Consider the following 18,821-nt stretch of genomic DNA (forward strand, 5'->3'; position numbering starts at 1 on the left):
CCTTGAAGGGCCCCGTTTGTTGTGTGGGTCAGTGCTGAGTCACTGACTTCAAGCCGCTGTGGGCGCCGGGTCGGACTTCACCGGAGTGCCGCCGCCCGAGTTGTTGTCGCCGCCCGATGGAGGCACGCGTGGTGTCCAGTCCTTGGGAGGACGTGGTGGCTTGCCGGCCATGATGTCGTTGAGTTGCTCTGCATCGATGGTTTCCCATTCGAGCATGGCCTTGGCCATGGCATGCATCTTGTCCGAGTTTTCCTCGATCAGCTTGCGTGCCAGGTTGTACTGCTCGTCGATGATGCGGCGCACTTCGACGTCCACCTTCTGCATCGTCTCTTCGCTGATGTTGGTGGTCTTGGTCACCGAGCGGCCCAGAAACACTTCACCTTCGTTCTCGGCGTAGACCATCGGGCCCAGTGCCTCGGACATGCCGTAGCGCATCACCATGTCGCGGGCGATCTGCGTGGCACGCTCGAAGTCGTTGCTGGCTCCGGTGGTCATCTGGTTCATGAACACTTCTTCAGCGATACGACCACCGAACAGCATGGCGATCTGGTTGAGCATGAACTCCTTGTCGTAGGAGTAACGATCCTGTTCGGGCAGGCTCATCGTCACGCCCAGCGCACGGCCGCGCGGGATGATGGTGACCTTGTGGACCGGATCGCACTTGGGCAGCAGCTTGCCGATCAGCGCGTGACCCGCTTCGTGGTACGCGGTGTTACGGCGCTCTTCCTCGGGCATGACCATCGACTTGCGCTCGGGGCCCATGATGATCTTGTCCTTGGCCTTTTCGAAGTCCTGCATTTCAACGGTGCGCGCGTTGCGGCGTGCGGCCATCAGGGCAGCTTCGTTGCAGAGGTTCGCCAGATCGGCACCGGACATGCCGGGCGTGCCGCGTGCGATGATCCCGGGGTTCACGTCCTGACCGACGGGGATCTTGCGCATGTGCACGTTCAGGATCTGCTCGCGGCCACGGATGTCGGGCAGCGTCACATAGACCTGACGGTCGAAACGACCTGGGCGCAGCAGAGCGGCATCCAGAATGTCGGGACGGTTGGTCGCAGCCACCACGATCACGCCGAGGTTGGTTTCAAAGCCGTCCATCTCGACCAGCATCTGGTTCAGCGTCTGTTCACGCTCGTCGTTGCCGCCGCCGAGGCCAGCACCACGCTGACGACCCACGGCGTCGATTTCGTCGATGAAGATGATGCATGGCGCATTCTTCTTGGCGTTCTCGAACATGTCGCGCACGCGGGCAGCACCCACGCCGACGAACATTTCAACGAAGTCGGAACCCGAGATCGAGAAAAACGGCACCTTGGCTTCGCCAGCAATCGACTTGGCGAGCAGCGTCTTGCCGGTGCCTGGAGGGCCGACCAGCAGCAGACCGCGAGGAATGCGACCGCCGAGCTTCTGGAACTTGTTGGGGTCCTTCAGGAAGTCGACGACTTCCTTGACTTCTTCCTTGGCTTCGTCGCAACCAGCCACGTCCGCAAACGTGACGGTGTTGTTGTTCTCGTCGAGCATGCGGGCCTTGGACTTGCCGAAGCTGAACGCCCCGCCCTTGCCACCGCCCTGCATCTGTCGCATGAAGTAGACCCACACGCCGATCAGCAGCAGCATCGGGCCCCAGCTCACGAGCAGGGTCATCAGCAGCGAACCTTCTTCGCGTGGCTTCACGTCGAACTTGACGTTGTTGTTGATCAGGTCACCCACCAGACCGCGGTCCAGATAGGTGGCTGTCGTGCGGATCTTGCGATCATCGCTGGTCACGGCCACGACTTCAGTGCCGCCGGGGCTTTCCTGAATGGTGGCGCTCTTGATGCGACCGTCACGGACCTGCGTGAGGAAGTCCGAATAGCCGACCGTGCCAGCACCAGCGCCGGAACGGGTGTCAAACTGTTTGAACACCGTAAACAGCACCATGGCGATCACGAGCCATACGGCGACTTTTGAAAACCACTGATTGTTCAAGCGGAGCTCCAGATTCTAAAAATATTGAACAACTGTGACCTATACCAGTCACAAAATTGCTCTAGCGCATTTGGGGAACATTTTAGACTTTTCAACGGTGTTGCCCATCCGATTTACCCCACCGAAAGCCATGGACACCCCCATAAAGGGGTATTAATGACCCCGTCGAGGTCATTTCACGCCTTTTTCAGGTCTTTTTCAAGCCAATGCCCACGAGGAAAGTCTCGGAAGACTTGTCGCGCGACGCCTTGGGCTTGACGGGCTTGACCACCTTGAAGGTGTCCCGAAACAGCTGCACGAGCTGGGTGTAGCCGCTGCCGTGGAACAGCTTGACCACCAGCGCGCCATCGGGCTTGAGGTGGTTCACCGAAAAATCGACGGCCAGCTCGACCAGATGCGAGATGCGCGCAGCGTCAGTCGACTCTATGCCCGAAAGATTGGGCGCCATGTCGGACACCACCACATCCACAGGACGGCCACCCACGGCCTCCTGCAGTTGTGCGAGCACGGCTTCCTCGCGGAAATCGCCCTGAATGTACTGAACGCCCTCGATGGGCTCCATCGGCAGCAGGTCGAGGCCGATGATCGTGCCGTTGAGCTCGCCCACCGCCGCACCCGAAGGCGAGAGGCGACGGCGCGCATACTGGCTCCACGCTCCGGGCGTGCAGCCCAGGTCCACCACGATATGACCGGGACGGAGCAGGCTGAACTGCTCGTCGATTTCCTTGAGCTTGTAGGCTGCACGGGCGCGATAGCCCTCCTTGCCCGCCAGTTTCACGTAGGGGTCATGGATGTGCTCATTGAGCCAGGCCTTGTTGACCTTCTTGCTTTTGGTTTGAACTTTCATACTCTGTCCGACGTTGATGTCGGCCGCAGCTGCATGGGTCGCTTCAACAGGTTCCGCCCGAAATTGGGCCTGTCAGCGAATGCAGAATCTTTCATTCTCAAGGCAAACTTCGCACTCACAGGGATAATACGGGTTATGCCTCAAATTCAACTCACTCCGACCGAGCGTCGCGAACACCGCGCCAACGCCCACCACCTCGACCCTGTGGTCATGATTGGTGGCGATGGCCTGACTCCCGGCGTTCAAAAGGAGATTGACGCTGCGCTCAACGCGCACGGCCTGATCAAGGTCCGCGTCTTCAACGATGACCGCGCAGCACGCGATGAAATGTACCAGCAACTGGCTGACACTTTGAACGCCGCGCCTATTCAGCACATCGGCAAGCTGCTGGTGCTGTGGCGTCCTCAGGCCGAAAAGGCCAAGCAGGTCGACGAAGGCCGCATGCCCGGCCCACGCGACGTGAAGGTGCTCAAGTACAGCACGCGTGGCGGCCAGAAGCCCGAAGTCAAGCAGATCCGCGTTCTGGGCAACCAGCGCCTGACCGCCGGCGGCCAGGTCAAGCGCGCCAAGCCGAAGATGAAGTCGGTGAAAAAAGGCCACAACGACTGATGATTCGACTGACGATCCGCCCGCAAGGATGGATTGATTGACTTCTTCTCGCACGACCATCGCTGACATGTCCACAAACACCGCGCAAGCCGCGCAGCAGCGCCACATCATCTGCATGAAGTGGGGCACGAAATACGGCCCGGAGTACGTCAACCGGCTCTACGCCATGGTGCGCCGTCACCTGACGGGCGACTTCAATTTCGTCTGCCTGACCGACAACACCGAAGGCCTTCGCCCCGAGGTGGAGTGCCATCCGATTCCGGACATCAACTTCAACCTCGCTCCGGGCGAGCCCGACCGCGCGTGGAAGAAGCTCACCACGTTCGAGGCCGACCTGTACGGCCTGCGCGGCACGGCGTTGTTTCTGGACATCGACATCGTGATCGTCGGCAGTCTGGATGATTTCTTCACCCAGCCCGGCCAGTTCCTGATCATCAAGGACTACCCCCGCTTCTGGCGCAACAACGCCAAGCGCATCGTCGGAAATTCCTCGGTGTACCGCTTCGAACTGGGCGCGCACCCGGACGTGCTCGAATACTTCCGCAAGCACTCGCAGGAGATGCGCGCCCAGTACCGCAACGAGCAGGAATACCTTTCGCACTTCCTGAACAAGCAGGGCAAGTTGTCGTACTGGCCCGCCGCGTGGTGCCCGAGCTTCAAATACGCCTGCATTCCCGCCTGGCCGACCAACTACTGGACCGAACCCGTGCCGCCCAAGGACGCACGCATCGTGATCTTCCACGGTGAATGCAATCCGCCGGATGCACTGGCCGGACGTCGCAACAAGCGATTCCGCCATATCCAGCCCGCCAAGTGGGTGGCCAAGGAGTGGGCACAGCTGGCCTGATCACAGCAACTGATCACCCCAAAAACAAAGGCGCTGCCTCCATCGAGGTCAGCGCCTTTTTCGCGCACGAATGAACGAGCGAAAGAACAGTGGCGTCAGTGGTTCTGACGCTTGGACAGCTTCCACAGCAGCATGGCCGCACACAGCCACTGCAGCACATACATGATGCTGCCGACGCTGTGCCAGAGCTTCAAATCCTGCCGCGCGACGATGCGAGGCGACACGCCGTATTGCACCAGCAACGCGAGCAGCATGCCGCCGATGACCAGCATCAGGCCGCTCTGCGCCCAGTCTTCGATCTTTTCGGCGTGACGGCGCTTGCTCAGAATGAGCAGCGCCAAGCAGCAGCCGACGGAAATCCAGGTCTGCGCCGCAAACAGCTTGGCAGCCATGTTGCCCGCCATCGTGGGATTGCCCAGATGGGCGAACAGCATGGGCACCGCCATGAAGCCGATGGCTGAGAGGCTGCCCCACCACAGGGCTGCGGCGAGTACGGGCAGGCGTTCAAACATGGCGGTTGTCGCTCTTCAAAGCGGGAGAAATCAGATGTAGCGAACGCCGACCACTTCGTAGCGGCGCTCGCCACCGGGGGCCACCACCACGGCGGTATCGCCCTCTTCCTTGCCGATCAACGCGCGGGCGATCGGGCTGGAAACGTTGATCAGGCCATGCTTCAGGTCGGCTTCGTCTTCACCGACGATCTGGTAGGTCACAGCGTCGCCGGAGTCTTCATCTTCCAGATCGACCGTGGCGCCAAACACCACCTTGCCGCCGGCATCCACCTGCGTCGGATCGATGATCTGTGCTGCGGAGAGCTTGCCCTCCACCTCCAGAATGCGGCCTTCGATGAAGCCCTGACGATCCTTGGCGGCTTCGTATTCAGCGTTTTCGCTCAAGTCACCCTGTGCGCGTGCTTCGGCGATGGCCTGAACAATCGCTGGACGCTCCACCGATTTGAGTTGCTTGAGTTCAGCTCTGAGTTTTTCCGCGCCGCGCGCGGTGATTGGGATAGTGGCCATAGTTCCGACTCCGTACTGTCCGTCTATATCTATCTGTTGTCTGTTGATTCTTTGGCATACGCACTGCGCCAGACCATCGGTCTTGCGGCACAGGCGAGAAATACGAGATGGTCAATGAATGACCAACGGGAACATCCCATCAACACCCCAAAAGCAAACCGCCGCGCGTTGCCGTGCGGCGGTCTTTCATTTCAGGAGCATTATGCCGGTTTTGCGCCAGCTGTCAGCCCCCAAATAACCCGCTGCTCTGGTGGAGCAGCGCTTGCGTTCAAGCCGTGAGCTGTGCGTGCAATTCCTGAATGGAATACACGTCCAGATGGTTCATCGACTTCATGCCTTCCACGGCCGCTTCCGCGCCGAAGATGGTGGTGAATGTCGTCACACGGGCGAGCAGCGCGCTGGTACGGATCGCACGGGAGTCGGCAATCGCGTTGCGACGCTCTTCCACCGTGTTGATGACCATGGCGATTTCGTTGTTCTTGATCATGTCCACGATGTGCGGGCGACCTTCCGTGACCTTGTTCACAGTTTGAACTTCGATGCCAGCTTCAGCAATCGCCGCAGCCGTGCCACGCGTTGCGCAGAGCTTGAAGCCCATACCCGCGAGTTCCTTGGCGATGGCGACAGCGCGTGGCTTGTCAGCATTCTTCACCGTCATGAAGACCTTGCCTTCGGTCGGCAGCTTGGTGCCCGCGCCCATCTGGCTCTTCACGAAGGCTTCGCCGAAGGTCTTGCCCACGCCCATGACTTCGCCGGTGGACTTCATCTCGGGGCCGAGAATCGTGTCCACGCCGGGGAACTTCACGAACGGGAACACAGCTTCCTTCACGCTGAAGTAAGGCGGTGTCACTTCCTTGGTCACGCCGAGTTGCGCGAGCGTATCGCCCACCATGCAACGTGCTGCGACCTTGGCAAGCTGGATGCCCGTGGCCTTGGAGACGAACGGCACGGTACGCGAGGCACGTGGGTTCACTTCCAGAACGTAGATCACGTCCTTGCCATCGCGCTCTTGAATCGCGAACTGCACGTTCATCAGGCCGACCACGTTCAGGCCATGGGCCATTTCTGCGGTCTGGCGCTTGATCTCGGCAATCGTGGCTGCGTTCAGGTAGTACGGAGGCAGCGAGCAAGCGGAGTCACCGGAGTGCACGCCAGCCTGTTCGATGTGTTCCATCACGCCGCCGATGAACACGGCGCCGGTCTTGTCACGCACGCAGTCCACATCGCACTCGATGGCGTTGGACAGGAAGTGATCCAGCAGCACGGGCGAATCGTTGCTCACCTTCACGGCTTCGCGCATGTAGCGTTCCAGATCGCGCTGCTCGTGCACGATTTCCATCGCGCGGCCACCCAGCACGTAAGAGGGACGCACCACCAGCGGATAACCGATGGCAGTTGCGTGTTCCAGCGCTTCGGCTTCGGTGCGCGCGGTCGCGTTTGGCGGCTGCAGCAGGCCGAGCTTGTTGAGCAGCTTCTGGAAGCGTTCGCGGTCTTCGGCGGCGTCGATGGAATCGGGCGAAGTGCCGACGATGGGCACGCCTTCCTTCTCCAGACCCAGCGCCAACTTCAAAGGCGTTTGACCACCGTACTGAACGATCACGCCAGCCGGCTTTTCGACGGCCACGATTTCCAGCACGTCTTCGAGCGTCAGCGGCTCGAAGTACAGACGGTCGGACGTGTCGTAGTCGGTCGAGACGGTTTCAGGGTTGCAGTTGACCATGATGGATTCGTATCCATCTTCGCGCATCGCCATGGCGGCGTGCACGCAGCAGTAGTCGAACTCGATGCCTTGACCGATACGGTTCGGGCCACCGCCCAGCACCATGATCTTCTTCTTGTTGGTGGGCGCTGCTTCGCACTCTTCGTCATACGTCGAGTACATGTAGGCCGTGTTCGATGCGAACTCGGCCGCGCAGGTATCCACGCGCTTGAAGACCGGGCGCACGTTCAGTGCGTGACGCGCATCGCGCACCGCCTTGTCGCTGGTGTGCAGCAGCTTGGCGAGGCGGCGATCCGAGAAGCCCTTTTGCTTCAGGGCGCGCATGGTGTCAGCGTCGAGCGCGGCCAGTGCGCCTTCACCCTTGTCGGCGAAGAGCTTGTCGAGGTCGAGTTCGATCTTGACGATCTCTTCGATCTGCACGAGGAACCACTTGTCGATCTTGGTGATGTTGTGCACTTCGTCGAGCGTCCAGCCCGCAGCGAACGCATCGCCCACGTACCAGATGCGGTCCGGACCTGGCTCGCCGAGTTCCTTTTCCAGAATCTCGCGGTCCTGGGTCTTCTCGTTCATGCCGTCCACGCCCACCTCCAGACCGCGCAGGGCCTTCTGGAAAGATTCCTGGAAGGTACGGCCGATGGCCATCACTTCACCCACAGACTTCATCTGCGTGGTCAGGCGGTTGTCGGCAGCCGGGAATTTCTCGAATGCGAAACGCGGGATCTTGGTGACCACGTAGTCGATCGAAGGCTCGAACGAAGCAGGCGTCTTGCCGCCGGTGATTTCGTTCTTGAGTTCGTCAAGCGTGTAGCCCACAGCCAGCTTGGCAGCGATCTTGGCGATCGGGAAACCCGTTGCCTTGGAAGCCAGAGCGGACGAACGCGACACGCGTGGGTTCATCTCGATGACGATCATGCGACCGTCCTTCGGATTCACCGAGAACTGCACGTTGGAGCCGCCCGTGTCCACACCGATCTCGCGCAGAACCGCCAGCGAGGCGTTGCGCATGATCTGGTATTCCTTGTCGGTCAGCGTCTGAGCGGGAGCCACGGTGATCGAGTCACCGGTGTGCACACCCATCGGGTCCAAGTTTTCAATCGAGCACACGATGATGCAGTTGTCCGCCTTGTCGCGCACCACTTCCATCTCGTACTCTTTCCAGCCGAGCAGCGATTCTTCAATCAGCAGTTCGTTGGTTGGCGAGGCTTCAATACCGCGCTTGCAGATGGTCTCGAACTCTTCCGAGTTGTAGGCGATACCGCCGCCCGTGCCGCCCAGCGTGAAGCTGGGGCGAATGACGGTCGGGAAGCCCACGGTCTTCTGCACGGCCCACGCTTCTTCCATCGTGTGCGCGATGCCCGAGCGTGCGGAGCCCAGACCGATGCGGGTCATGGCTTCCTTGAACTTCTGGCGATCTTCGGCCTTGTCGATGGCTTCGGGCGTTGCACCGATCAGCTCGACCTTGTACTTGTGCAGCACGCCGTGCTTCCACAGGTCGAGCGCGCAGTTCAGCGCGGTCTGGCCACCCATGGTCGGCAGGATCGCGTCAGGACGTTCCTTGGCGATGATCTTCTCAACCGTCTGCCACGTGATGGGCTCGATGTAGGTGACGTCGGCGGTGGCCGGGTCGGTCATGATCGTCGCAGGGTTGCTGTTGATCAGGATGACGCGGTAGCCCTCGTCACGCAGCGCCTTGCAGGCCTGCACGCCGGAGTAGTCGAACTCGCAAGCCTGGCCGATGATGATCGGGCCAGCGCCAATGATCAGAATGCTTTTGAGGTCTGTGCGCTTTGGCATTATTTGTTCTCCTTGGCCTTGGCCATCAATGCCGTGAAGCGGTCAAACAGGTATCCGATATCGTGCGGGCCGGGCGATGCCTCAGGGTGACCCTGGAAGCAGAACGCAGGCTTGTCCTTGTGTTCGAGGCCTTGCAGCGTGCCGTCGAACAGGCTGATGTGCGTGGCGCGCAGGTTGGCGGGCAGCGTGTCCAGTTCCACCGCAAAGCCGTGGTTCTGGCTGGTGATGCTCACGCGGCCGTTGTCCAGATCCTTCACGGGATGGTTTGCGCCGTGGTGGCTGTTGTCCATCTTGAAGGTCTTGGCACCGGCGGCCAGCGCCATGATCTGGTGACCCAGGCAGATGCCGAAAGTGGGCTTGCCCGATTCCACGATTTCCTTGACGGCAGCAATCGCGTATTCGCAAGGTGCTGGGTCGCCAGGGCCGTTGGAGAGGAACACGCCATCGGGATTCATCGCGAGCACGTCCTTGGCGGGCGTCTCGGCAGGAACCACGGTCAGCGCGCAGCCGCGTTCGGCCAGCATGCGCAGAATGTTCTTCTTCACGCCGAAGTCGTATGCCACAACCTTGAAGCGCGGTGCAGTCTGCTTGCCGTAGCCTTCGCCCAGCACCCACTCGGATTCGTCCCACGTGTAATTCTTGGTGGTGGAGACGACCTTTGCGAGGTCCAGACCCTTCATGCTCGGCGCAGCCTTGGCGGCAGCCACAGCTTCGGCAATGCGCGCATCGGTCACCGCTTCGCCCACGGCGAGGCCGACGATGGCACCGTTCTGCGCACCCTTGTCACGCAGCAGGCGCGTGAGCTTGCGGGTATCCACATTGGCAATCGCCACGGTGTTTTCGCGGATGAGGTAATCGCTGAGCGTGGACTCAGAGCGGAAGTTGCTGGCAAGCAGCGGCAGGTTCTTGATGATCAGACCGGCTGCATGGATCTTGTCGGCTTCGACGTCTTCGGAATTCACACCGTAGTTACCGATATGCGGATACGTCAGGGTGACGATCTGCTGGCAGTAGCTGGGGTCGGTGAGAATTTCCTGGTAACCGGTCAGCGAGGTGTTGAACACCACTTCGCCGACCGTGGTGCCGGTGGCACCAATCGAATTGCCAATAAAGACCGTGCCGTCTGCGAGCGCCAGAATGGCGGATGGGAAGGTTCCCTTGAGAGACAAAAGCACTGGGTTCTCCGAATGGTTACGGGTCGCCCGGGAGCCTGCGGAAGTGTCGTTGACACGTCCTGCGGACTACTGCGTTGAATGAGTTGCTTTGGTGCGGCCGGGCGACTGATTTCTGGAAAGCCGCCAATTATAGCGCGCTGGGATTAACCCTGATCACGAGCCCCACGACGCACTCTGAAAAGAGCCGCCGCCAACAAGGTCACTTTTCGCCCTTACGTAGTTTTCAATGGCATGATGTCAGGTTTTTCGCCCGAAGATTGAAAGACAATCTCGGTCACCATGATCGTTCGTCCCAATTTGCACTGGCTGCGCATGCTGTTTGTTCTGCGCGGCTCGGTGCTCCCCAAGATCGCGCCACAGCTGATCGCCGCAACCGCTTTTGCCATCCTCGTCACCTGGCTTCACGGCTCCATCCTGAGCTGGAAGGTCTCTCTCAACTTTGTTCCGTTTTCGCTCATTGGGTTGACGCTCGCGATCTTTCTCGGGTTTCGCAACAGCACGTCCTACGCGCGCTACTGGGAAGCGCGCACGCTCTGGGGCACGGTGCTCAATGGTTCACGCACGCTGGTTCGCCAGGCACTCACGCTCAACAGCGATCAGCCATCCACCCAGGCACTGGTCAACCGGCTCTGCGCTTTCCCGCATGCCATGAAACACCAGTTGCGCCGCACGCAAGCCCGCGCCGATCTGGAAAAATTCCTCTCGACCAGCGAATGCGAACGCGTCGTCCACTCCACCTTCCCCGCCAACATGACGCTGCTTCTCGTCGGCGAATGGCTGCGCGATCGGCTGCGTGGCGGGAGCATCCAGCCGGTGATGGAAACCTCGTTCGAGCGCGCGCTGGAAGTGCTCACCGCAGCCATCGGCGGCTGCGAGCGCATCGCCAGCACACCGATTCCGTTCACCTACTCCGTCATCGTTCACCGCAGCATTTATCTGTACTGCTTCTGGCTGCCATTCGGCCTGCTGGACGCCATCGGCACGATGACGCCGGTGATCGTCTGCTTCATCGCCTACACCTTCTTCGCGCTCGAAGCGCTCGGTGCTGAAATCGAAGACCCGTTCGGCACCGCGCCCAACGATCTGGCGCTCAACGCCATGGCGCACATGATCGAGACTTCGCTGCTGGAAATGGTGAACGAGCCGCCCAGAACGACCCGCCCCGAAGTGAAGGATTTTGTGCTGCTGTGACGCGGGATGGCGTGCCGCACTGAAGACTCAGAACGTCAAGTGCCGGGACAACTCACGACTGGCGCGCTGGAAAAAGTCGAACTCCTCATCGGTGATCGACAGCGCCTCCGGGTCCAGATGGCACAGCGTGCCCCACAGCTCGCCCGCGTTGTCCAGAATCGGCACGCCGACATAGGCGTTGTAGGTACCCTTGTAGGGATGATCGCTCAGGCGCGCATCCCCGGCGGTGTCGGACGACGTGAAATAACCGTCGCGCGCGACGAACTGGCAGAAACTGTGGTCCATCGCGACCGGCTGAACCTGCACAGGCGTGACCACGCCCTGCTTATCGCACAAGTACAGGCAGTGAATCACATTGCCGCGGAACTCATTGATTGCAGTGAAACGGTGCGGAACCCGTGCATTCAAACTGGCCAGACCTGCCTGCACCCCCTGGTGCTTCAACAGCCGCGAAAACTCATTCAGCGCCTCAGCGCTGGTCTCATCAAAAATCACAGATACCCCGCGCAATCGATTTAACTATCAGTCAACTTTAATTCATTGTACATACCAACAAATATTGACGGCGGCCTGACAAACAAAAAGGCGGAGTCTCCTCCGCCTTTGTCTGCTTCATCCGTTGGTGAATCAATGACCCAGAATCATCTGAGTGATCACACCGGATGCCATCGCGACCAGCATGTAGTCGCCGCCGTACTGCACCCATTGCTGGCCGCGACCGGGCTTCGTCAGACCATGGTGCTGCCAGTCATTCACCACATACTGATTGCCACGATATTGCTGCGGCAGCTTGCCGCCCTGATGCCACTGCTGCTCGGGACCAGCACCACGCACATGATTTTGCGGAGCCTTCGGTGCAGGCTTGGGCGCCGCATTGCGAGGTGCCTGCACGGGCGGACGCACATCACGCTGCTGCGGCGCTGCACGCTGCTCGCCGCGTGGCCCCTCGCCATGTTGTGACGGTTGGGGTTGGGGTTGGGCATTCGCCATCGGCGCGCAAAGCCCCATGGCCATTGCCGAGATTGCGAAAAAAGTACTGATTTTTGACGCTTGCATTGTTGGTTTTACCTCGCTTCGTTTTGACGATTCAATGCTAACGCCCGAGGTCATGCGATTGAGTTTCCGCTTGGTAAACGCCTGCAAAGGTTCTTGCTCCACTGCCTGCTCGATGGCTCACCAACATCGAGGCAAAACGGCCCGGGAAGATGGATCACCCCCGGGATTTCCACCCAATTGATTCAAGACGTTTCACCCTGTCCATACCGCATTTGCGGGATGGCGCAGGCGGTTGCTGGTGAAGACACTGCCCTCAGGTGGTGGTCACGTGCGGTTACAGAGATGCCGGGAACGCCACCTTTGCAACATTCCCTCGAAAGGCGGTCCCAATGAAACAGGTCACTTTGCAGCGCTCCACCCTCATGTTGGGCGCTTTGCTTGCTTTGACAGCTTGCGGTGGTGGAGGCGGTGGCAATGACGATCCCGTCGTCACCGATCCTCCGGTCACCACCAATCCTCCTCCCACCACCCAGCCACCACCACCCCCTCCTCCGCCGCCACCAGCACCTGCGCCAACGACGCAGGAACTGGTGCAGCAGTACTACGACACGGTCCAGAAGGTGACGGCCACCAGCCTGCCCGCCAAGGGAGAGGACCGTTACAGTTTCTTTGATGCTTGCGCACTTCACAACGGGCGCACAAAGGCTGCTTCTGCCAGTAGTTGGGACGCCACCGCGTCCGGCAATGCCTACACGGTGGGCCGCACCTTCGCCAACATCCAGATCGTGGCCGAGCGCAAAACCACCAATGCCGACGGCTCCGCACGGCATGAAGTGGATGTGACAGTGGACACCAAGTACACCGACGGCACCTCTTTGATCGGCGGCGCGGAAACGCTGATTGCAGGCAGCTCCAGCGGTACGGAAGGCTGTACTGCCCCACAGACAGGGGCAGAAATGCGTTTTCTGGGCAATCGCCGCAAGGTCAATGTCGAACCGATTTCGCGCAATCGCGTCGAAACCTATCGCCAATTGGCAGACGGCACCACGCCTACCGGAGCGTTCCGGATGCGCCGCGAAGTCGCGTTCACCATCTCTGACCCCGCCAACGTAGCTACCTACGCGGTCGTGAGCTGGGGCACCACAACCACGCCGTATTCAATGAAGCTCATTTCTCCGCGCATTGCACGCGATGCGCCGGAAATGCAGGATGCAGCAGGCAGCGGCACTTACTCCGATACGGGCAACTTCCGCCAATGCAGAACCAGTTCGGCAAACACCGAGGCCAATGCAGCCAAAGGCGATTGCACCAGCACCACAATCGGCATCTCCGGGGAAACTTGGGGCTCGAATATCACCGCAACCGACGCTGCAGCCAGAGCCACAGGGGACACGAACTTTGATAAATTGGCACTGGGAACTGGAGCCGAAGTCACCTTCGCGATCTTCGCAGATGATGGCTGGAAGACCGTCAATGGTCAGTCTGGCAAGACTCCCATTGCCACCTACAAGGTGAAGATCAAGAACGCATCCTATCCATTTGCGCAGATGGATATCAGTGCCTATCCGCAGTTCTCCACCATCAACCCCGATACTGCAACGATCGCTACACAGTTCAAGGCCACAGGTGGCACAGCCACTGCCGCCATACAGGCCGCCAAGCCTCCAACAGGCGGCCTTCCCATGGCGCTGTCTTCGCTGGCGTCATTCCGCCAAGGGCCCAAGACCACGTCTGCATCAGGCCGGTACATGGTTCGTGGCGGCAAGAACGCCTCTTTCACAGCTGGGGCCACCACAGCCACCATTCCGTTTGACGGCAAGCCGGCGGATGCCTCAGCCACCACATACGGAGAGTTCTCCATGACATATTCTGATCGCAATAGCCGTGAAATGTTCTACGGCCTGCAGTTCAGCAAGTACTAAGCAGGGAGCGAGCGAGAGCGCTGGCAAGTCTGGTTCGGCCCGTACCGCAAGTGGTACCGGGCTGGATCAGATCCAGCGCTTTTTTTGCGTTCCAAAGAATGGCTCGCGCCAACCCCGACCCAACAACCAGCCAGCTCACCCCACCTGCAAAGCCTGCAGCAACTGCACCAGTTCCACTTGCTTGTGGCAGCCGGTCTTGCGCATCAGGTTCTTCATGTGCGCACGCGCGGTGTGCCAACTGCAGCCTTCCACCAGCGCAAAGTCCTTCACCGATTTGCCCGCCGCCAGCAACAGCAGCAGCCGTGCTTCGGTGGGCGACAGCCCCAGCATGTCGCTGACCAGCCGATGATCGAGCGCACCGATGGCGCCCGGCACGGTCAAGATCACCAGCGCCAGCGGCTTTTGCCAGCTCATCGCGAGCACATGGCTGGACTTGAGCGGCAGCACCGTCACCACCAGCCGCGCGGTTTGCGACGCGCTCACCAGCGAATCGAACGCACCCGCCTTGCCGGGGTTGCCGCACGCCTGGGCGACCAGATGCTGCAAGCGCGTCTGCAACGCCTCGCTCGCACATTTGAGCCGCTGATGGCTTGCGTTCATCGCGCTGGGCGGCGTCATCAAACGTTCCGCCGCCGGGTTGGCAAAGTGAATGCGGCATTGCGCGTCCACCACCACCAGTCCTTGCGGCAGCGTCTGCAGCGCAGCAATGCCCAATGAGGCCTGACGCGACAACTCGCCCATGCGCGCACGCAGGGCGGCTGCGCGGCTGAGATGCGGCATCAAGCGCTCAATGAACAACCTGTCGTATGTACCGAATGGCTTGGCATCTGCAAAACGCATGAAGCTGACAAATTCACTGACTGAACCCGCATGACGCACCCTCGTTGCAGCCGTGTGCTTGACGCCCAAAGGAATCAGCCAGTCTGCATAGACAGAGTTACGCGACATTTCCAACGGACTCAAATGCTCGTGATCAAGCATCAACTGCCCAGTAGCCAGCCCAAGCGTTGCCGACATTCTCAGATCATTGCTTGCATGGTGCTCTTCATACTCTTTCATCAATCCAGAATGCAAACCAACGCTCTCCAGATTGCCCACACTTGAAAGTTCCGAGGGTGCACCACCAATGGAAAAAGAGTGGAAAACGCCCGCATCCACCTGCTGGCACACATCGGCAAGCCCTTGGCACCACGCATCCGACATCAACACACCGTCATACAAAGTTCCGACGATGGCTTCCATCTGCTTTTGCATGATCGATCACTCCACTTGCAATGCTTGCAGCAACTGCACCAGTTCCACCTGCCGGTGGCAGCCGGTCTTGCGCATCAGGTTCTTCATGTGCGCACGCCCGGTATGCCAACTGCAGCCCTCCACCAGCGCAAAGTCCTTCACCGATTTGCCCGCCGCCAGCAACAGCAGCAGCCGTGCTTCGGTGGGCGACAGCCCCAGCATGTCGCTGACCAGCCGATGGTCGAGCGCGCTCACCGCGCCGGGAATGGTCAGAATCACCAGCGCCAGCGGCTTTTGCCAGCTCGATGCCAGCAGATGACTGGATTTGAGTGGCAAAACCGTCACCACCAGACGGGCCGCACGCGTCGAACTCAAAGAGGTGTCGACCGCCCCCGCCCTGCCGGGATTGCCACAGGCCTGCGTTGCCAGTTGCTCCAGCCGGGTCTGCAACTCGGCATCGGCGCATCGAAGCCGCCGGTGCACCACACTCACCGCACTGGGGGGCGTCATCAAGCGTTCGGCCGCCGGATTGGCGTAGTGGATGCGGCATTGCGCATCGACCACGGCAACGCCCTGCACCAGCGTCTCGAGCGCGGAAATACCCAGGCTGGCCTGCCGCGAGAGCGCGTTCATGCGGGCACGAATTCGCGATGCACGAACCAGCGTGGGCATGAGGTGCTCGATGAACAGCTTTTCGTCCGCCCCATAGTGCGTGTGGTCCGAGGGGCGCATGAATCCCATGAAATCGCGCGAGCCACTGTCGTCGCGGAGCATGGTGCCCAAGGTGCTTCCAAACCCATTGGGCCACAGGATGTCCGAATAGACGACGTCGCGCGACATCTCGCGTGCGCTGATGCGCTCGTGGTCGAGCATGACTTGACCAGTCGGCAAACTCATCAAGATGCGTATGCGCATGTCGCTCGACGCATGGTGTTGCTCGTACTCGCGCATCTTCTCCGCGTTCAACCCAAAAGCTCCTTGGTTGTCGACGCTGTTCTCGACCATTGAGTCCTCATTGCTCAACGTGAAGAAATGAAAAAGCCGCGCACCCAAAGCCTCACGCACAGCATCCATGGCCGCATACCAATCGAGCGGCGACAGAATGCCGTCATATAGCAACCCTGAGATTCGCTCCCTTGCATCGGAAGAATCAATCACACCCCACTACCTGTTATGTAAACCTTATGTAAAGCAGTTTAGTAACAGAAAGTTGGTTTCCGATCCACGGAATTTCCCTAGGTCATGAGTCACGCTGCCGTAATAGTCATGAAATATGTGGTAGCTCAGTGCAGCTTTCAACACATTCACAGACAACGAAAAAAGCCTCAAGCGATGACTCGCTTGAGGCTTGCAGTGCTTGGACGGTGTCCGGGCAGTCCGGCTAATTCAGCTTGACGATGTTGAAATACGAGGCAGCGCCCGACAAAGTCGCCACACCAAGCAGCCCGAACAATTGCACGTTAAGCGTGTCCCCCGCTGTCAACTGCACAATGCTTTGCGAAGCAAATTGCGACAAGGACAAGACCGGACTGATGACGGTGGACGAAATGGCCGTGCCGTTCCTTGTCACCCGCGAGCCCATCAGCAGCGCGACTGTGGTCGATATGGAATAAGAGATTTGATAGGTGCCCGTGGACGCGACCGTGAAGACCGTGTTGGCACCATTGCGGATCACATTGGCAGTTGCTTCCGAACCGGGAAACGGTACGTCGGTGCCTCCAAGAAGCACCGCGATCACTGAACCGCTGGTGTTGTAGGCCGACGAGTAAGTATCGATGCCGCCCGATCCGGTAGCGCCGGTGGCCCCTGCCGCCCCCGCTGGACCTGTCGGGCCTGTCGGGCCCGTCGCTCCCGCCAATCCACCTGTCATGGTCCAGTTCGTTGCGCTGGTCTTGTTGTAGATGGTGCCATTGGCGGTATTGATGTAGGTATCCCCCATATTGCCCGTGCCGGAGGACGGTGCACCACTGCCCTGCAAGACGTTGAAGCCCGCATTGCCCTGAATGCCCTGCGGCCCTTGAGAACCGAGCGGCCCGGTTTCGCCTGTCGCGCCCGTGGGTCCGGTCGGTCCGGTAGGCCCGGTAGGCCCCGTTGGCCCCGTGGACCCAGTAGATCCCGTCATGCCAGTGACACCCGTCGCGCCCGCCACCCCGACCAGTTGGCCCACTGGCGTGGCGGTATCCCAAGCACCGCCGACCCACGCATAGACATTGCCAGTGCCGAGATCGAGATAGCTGTCGCCTGCGTTGCCCACCAACGTGGCGGGCGGCAATCCGTTGCCGGAGAGAATGTTGACTCCCGTCGCGCCCGTCGCACCGGCGGGCCCGGTGATGCCAGTGGCTCCCGTCGGCCCTGCGGCCCCGTCAGCACCCGTCACGCCATTGGCACCTGTCAATCCGACAGCGCCCGCAGGCCCCACCGCCCCCGTTGCACCCATCGGCCCGGCCGGACCGGTGGCACCCGCTGCCCCGGTTGCACCAACGAACGACAAGGCATTGCATTGCCCCAAGGTGCCGCTGGCATCGTGACAGACGACTTGCGAAAACGGCCCGACGTTAGCCACACTGGGCACCTGCACCTGCTGGTTGGGCAGCACCTTGATGGCCGGCGTGCTGGAGTCGGAGAAGATCGTCACCCCTCCGCCCGCAGCCGGCGTGATCGTGACATCGTCGGCCGCCAGCGCGCTGATGGAAGTCAGCGCGGCCAGCATCAGCACATTGAGTTTGAAGCAGTGTTTCATGAGCGTTCGAAAATTGGAAAAACCATACACAGGCGCACAGAAAATTCAGACGCCCCGGCGCCGAAGACGCATGCCACCAAGGCACGCCAGCACCAGGGAAAGAGCGATCAGTACATCCGCTTGCAGCAACGGAACAGGGGCCACCGTGCCCGTCGAAATCGCCCCTGCGGGATTGACGGCTCCGAGCGCACCCTTCGCAGGACAGCTCGCGCTGTTCACCCGCGTGATGCCCCCGCCTGTCGCGGTGACGCTGCCTTGATTCACATAGTCCTGCGCAAGCTCCACACTGCCCGCGGAGATGTCCATCTGGCCACCCGCGCGGATCGTTATGTCCTTCGCATTCACCACTGCGCCGCCGACACCCGAAGTGGCGCTCCCTGCAATCTGCAAATCCGTGCATGCCAGACTCGTAGTGCCGCCCGCCAATTGATAGGAAGCCCCCACCGGAATGGAGATGTCCGCGCGCGCGACTCCAGCCATCAGCAACAGCGCACTCAGTCCCGCAAACAGGGCGCGCGACCGGCGGAGTAATAATACAAATATTAACAATTGGCACATAAGAACGCATTTAATGCCAATTGCTCAGGCAAGTAAATAGTTCGAGCGCATCGACAGCGTCATCAGACACTGGTGTTTACCCTTATCCACCATGAAAACACACCCAGACACTGGTTGTGCCGACATGAAGCCAACGTGTGGACGCTGACCGGGACGAACAGGAAACTGAAAAGCCAAACAGAAAAGCCTCAAGCGATTGCTC

At 60.1% G+C, this 18,821-nt stretch carries 16 protein-coding genes; 4 read left to right on the top strand and 12 right to left on the bottom strand.

Going from position 1 to position 18,821, the window contains the following annotated elements:
* Positions 1–48: 48 nt before the first annotated feature.
* On the bottom strand, positions 49–1,968 hold the full coding sequence (gene ftsH, locus G7048_RS00695; RefSeq protein ID WP_166066321.1) for an ATP-dependent zinc metalloprotease FtsH: 1,920 nt from the start codon (positions 1,966–1,968) through the stop codon (positions 49–51).
* Positions 1,969–2,155: 187 nt separating this feature from the next.
* Positions 2,156–2,815, bottom strand: coding sequence for an RlmE family RNA methyltransferase (locus G7048_RS00700; RefSeq protein WP_166066322.1), 660 nt, complete (start codon positions 2,813–2,815; stop codon positions 2,156–2,158).
* A gap of 135 nt (positions 2,816–2,950) precedes the next feature.
* Here G7048_RS00700 and G7048_RS00705 point away from each other — a divergent pair, with 135 nt between their 5' ends.
* Together G7048_RS00705 and G7048_RS00710 are read left to right on the top strand one after the other, a co-directional pair.
* Positions 2,951–3,424 carry a YhbY family RNA-binding protein gene (locus G7048_RS00705; protein WP_166066323.1) on the top strand — a complete coding sequence of 158 codons (474 nt, stop codon included), beginning with the start codon at positions 2,951–2,953 and terminating at the stop codon, positions 3,422–3,424.
* A 67-nt stretch (positions 3,425–3,491) separates the two neighbouring features.
* On the top strand, positions 3,492–4,271 hold the full coding sequence (locus G7048_RS00710) for a glycosyltransferase (RefSeq protein ID WP_240933114.1): 780 nt from the start codon (positions 3,492–3,494) through the stop codon (positions 4,269–4,271).
* A gap of 95 nt (positions 4,272–4,366) precedes the next feature.
* On the opposite strand, the gene G7048_RS00715 is transcribed toward G7048_RS00710, so the two are convergent.
* From G7048_RS00715 to carA, 4 genes are all read right to left on the bottom strand, one after another.
* A complete protein-coding gene (locus G7048_RS00715) occupies positions 4,367–4,783 on the bottom strand; it encodes a DUF4149 domain-containing protein (RefSeq protein WP_166066324.1) in 417 nt (138 codons plus the stop codon).
* 30 nt (positions 4,784–4,813) lie between these two features.
* Positions 4,814–5,290: a transcription elongation factor GreA gene (gene greA / locus G7048_RS00720; RefSeq protein WP_166066325.1), complete on the bottom strand. Its 477-nt coding sequence runs from the start codon at positions 5,288–5,290 to the stop codon at positions 4,814–4,816.
* 268 nt (positions 5,291–5,558) lie between these two features.
* On the bottom strand, positions 5,559–8,804 hold the full coding sequence (gene carB / locus G7048_RS00725) for a carbamoyl-phosphate synthase large subunit (RefSeq protein WP_166066326.1): 3,246 nt from the start codon (positions 8,802–8,804) through the stop codon (positions 5,559–5,561).
* Complete coding sequence (carA, locus tag G7048_RS00730; protein WP_166066327.1) at positions 8,804–9,979, bottom strand: glutamine-hydrolyzing carbamoyl-phosphate synthase small subunit; 1,176 nt, start codon at positions 9,977–9,979, stop codon at positions 8,804–8,806. Before carA ends, carB begins: the two co-directional genes overlap by 1 nt.
* Before the next feature lie 279 nt (positions 9,980–10,258).
* Between carA and G7048_RS00735 the strand changes: the two genes are divergently transcribed.
* Positions 10,259–11,170 carry a bestrophin family protein gene (locus tag G7048_RS00735; RefSeq protein ID WP_166066328.1) on the top strand — a complete coding sequence of 304 codons (912 nt, stop codon included), beginning with the start codon at positions 10,259–10,261 and terminating at the stop codon, positions 11,168–11,170.
* 27 nt (positions 11,171–11,197) lie between these two features.
* Here the strand turns inward: G7048_RS00735 and G7048_RS00740 are convergent, their stop codons facing one another.
* A complete protein-coding gene (locus G7048_RS00740; RefSeq protein WP_205750316.1) occupies positions 11,198–11,506 on the bottom strand; it encodes a GAF domain-containing protein in 309 nt (102 codons plus the stop codon).
* 291 nt (positions 11,507–11,797) lie between these two features.
* Entirely contained in the window at positions 11,798–12,184 is a 387-nt protein-coding gene (locus G7048_RS00745; RefSeq protein ID WP_240933115.1) for an RcnB family protein, read from the bottom strand.
* 371 nt (positions 12,185–12,555) lie between these two features.
* On the opposite strand from G7048_RS00745, the gene G7048_RS00750 reads away from it, so the two are divergent.
* Positions 12,556–14,088 (top strand): hypothetical protein, encoded by a 1,533-nt coding sequence (locus tag G7048_RS00750; protein WP_166066330.1) that lies wholly within the window; start codon positions 12,556–12,558, stop codon positions 14,086–14,088.
* A gap of 135 nt (positions 14,089–14,223) precedes the next feature.
* Here G7048_RS00750 and G7048_RS00755 read toward each other — a convergent pair whose 3' ends face one another.
* The 4 genes from G7048_RS00755 to G7048_RS00770 form a co-directional block, all read right to left on the bottom strand.
* A complete protein-coding gene (locus G7048_RS00755; protein ID WP_166066331.1) occupies positions 14,224–15,342 on the bottom strand; it encodes a LuxR C-terminal-related transcriptional regulator in 1,119 nt (372 codons plus the stop codon).
* 6 nt (positions 15,343–15,348) lie between these two features.
* The gene (locus G7048_RS00760; RefSeq protein ID WP_240933116.1) at positions 15,349–16,326 is read right to left on the bottom strand and encodes a helix-turn-helix transcriptional regulator; all 978 of its coding nucleotides are present in this window, start codon (positions 16,324–16,326) and stop codon (positions 15,349–15,351) included.
* A 376-nt stretch (positions 16,327–16,702) separates the two neighbouring features.
* Complete coding sequence (locus G7048_RS28350) at positions 16,703–18,061, bottom strand: collagen-like protein (protein WP_166066332.1); 1,359 nt, start codon at positions 18,059–18,061, stop codon at positions 16,703–16,705.
* A 45-nt stretch (positions 18,062–18,106) separates the two neighbouring features.
* Positions 18,107–18,541 carry a hypothetical protein gene (locus G7048_RS00770; protein ID WP_166066333.1) on the bottom strand — a complete coding sequence of 145 codons (435 nt, stop codon included), beginning with the start codon at positions 18,539–18,541 and terminating at the stop codon, positions 18,107–18,109.
* Positions 18,542–18,821 lie beyond the last annotated feature (280 nt).

The organism is Diaphorobacter sp. HDW4B, assembly GCF_011305535.1.
Classification (GTDB): domain Bacteria; phylum Pseudomonadota; class Gammaproteobacteria; order Burkholderiales; family Burkholderiaceae_C; genus Diaphorobacter_A.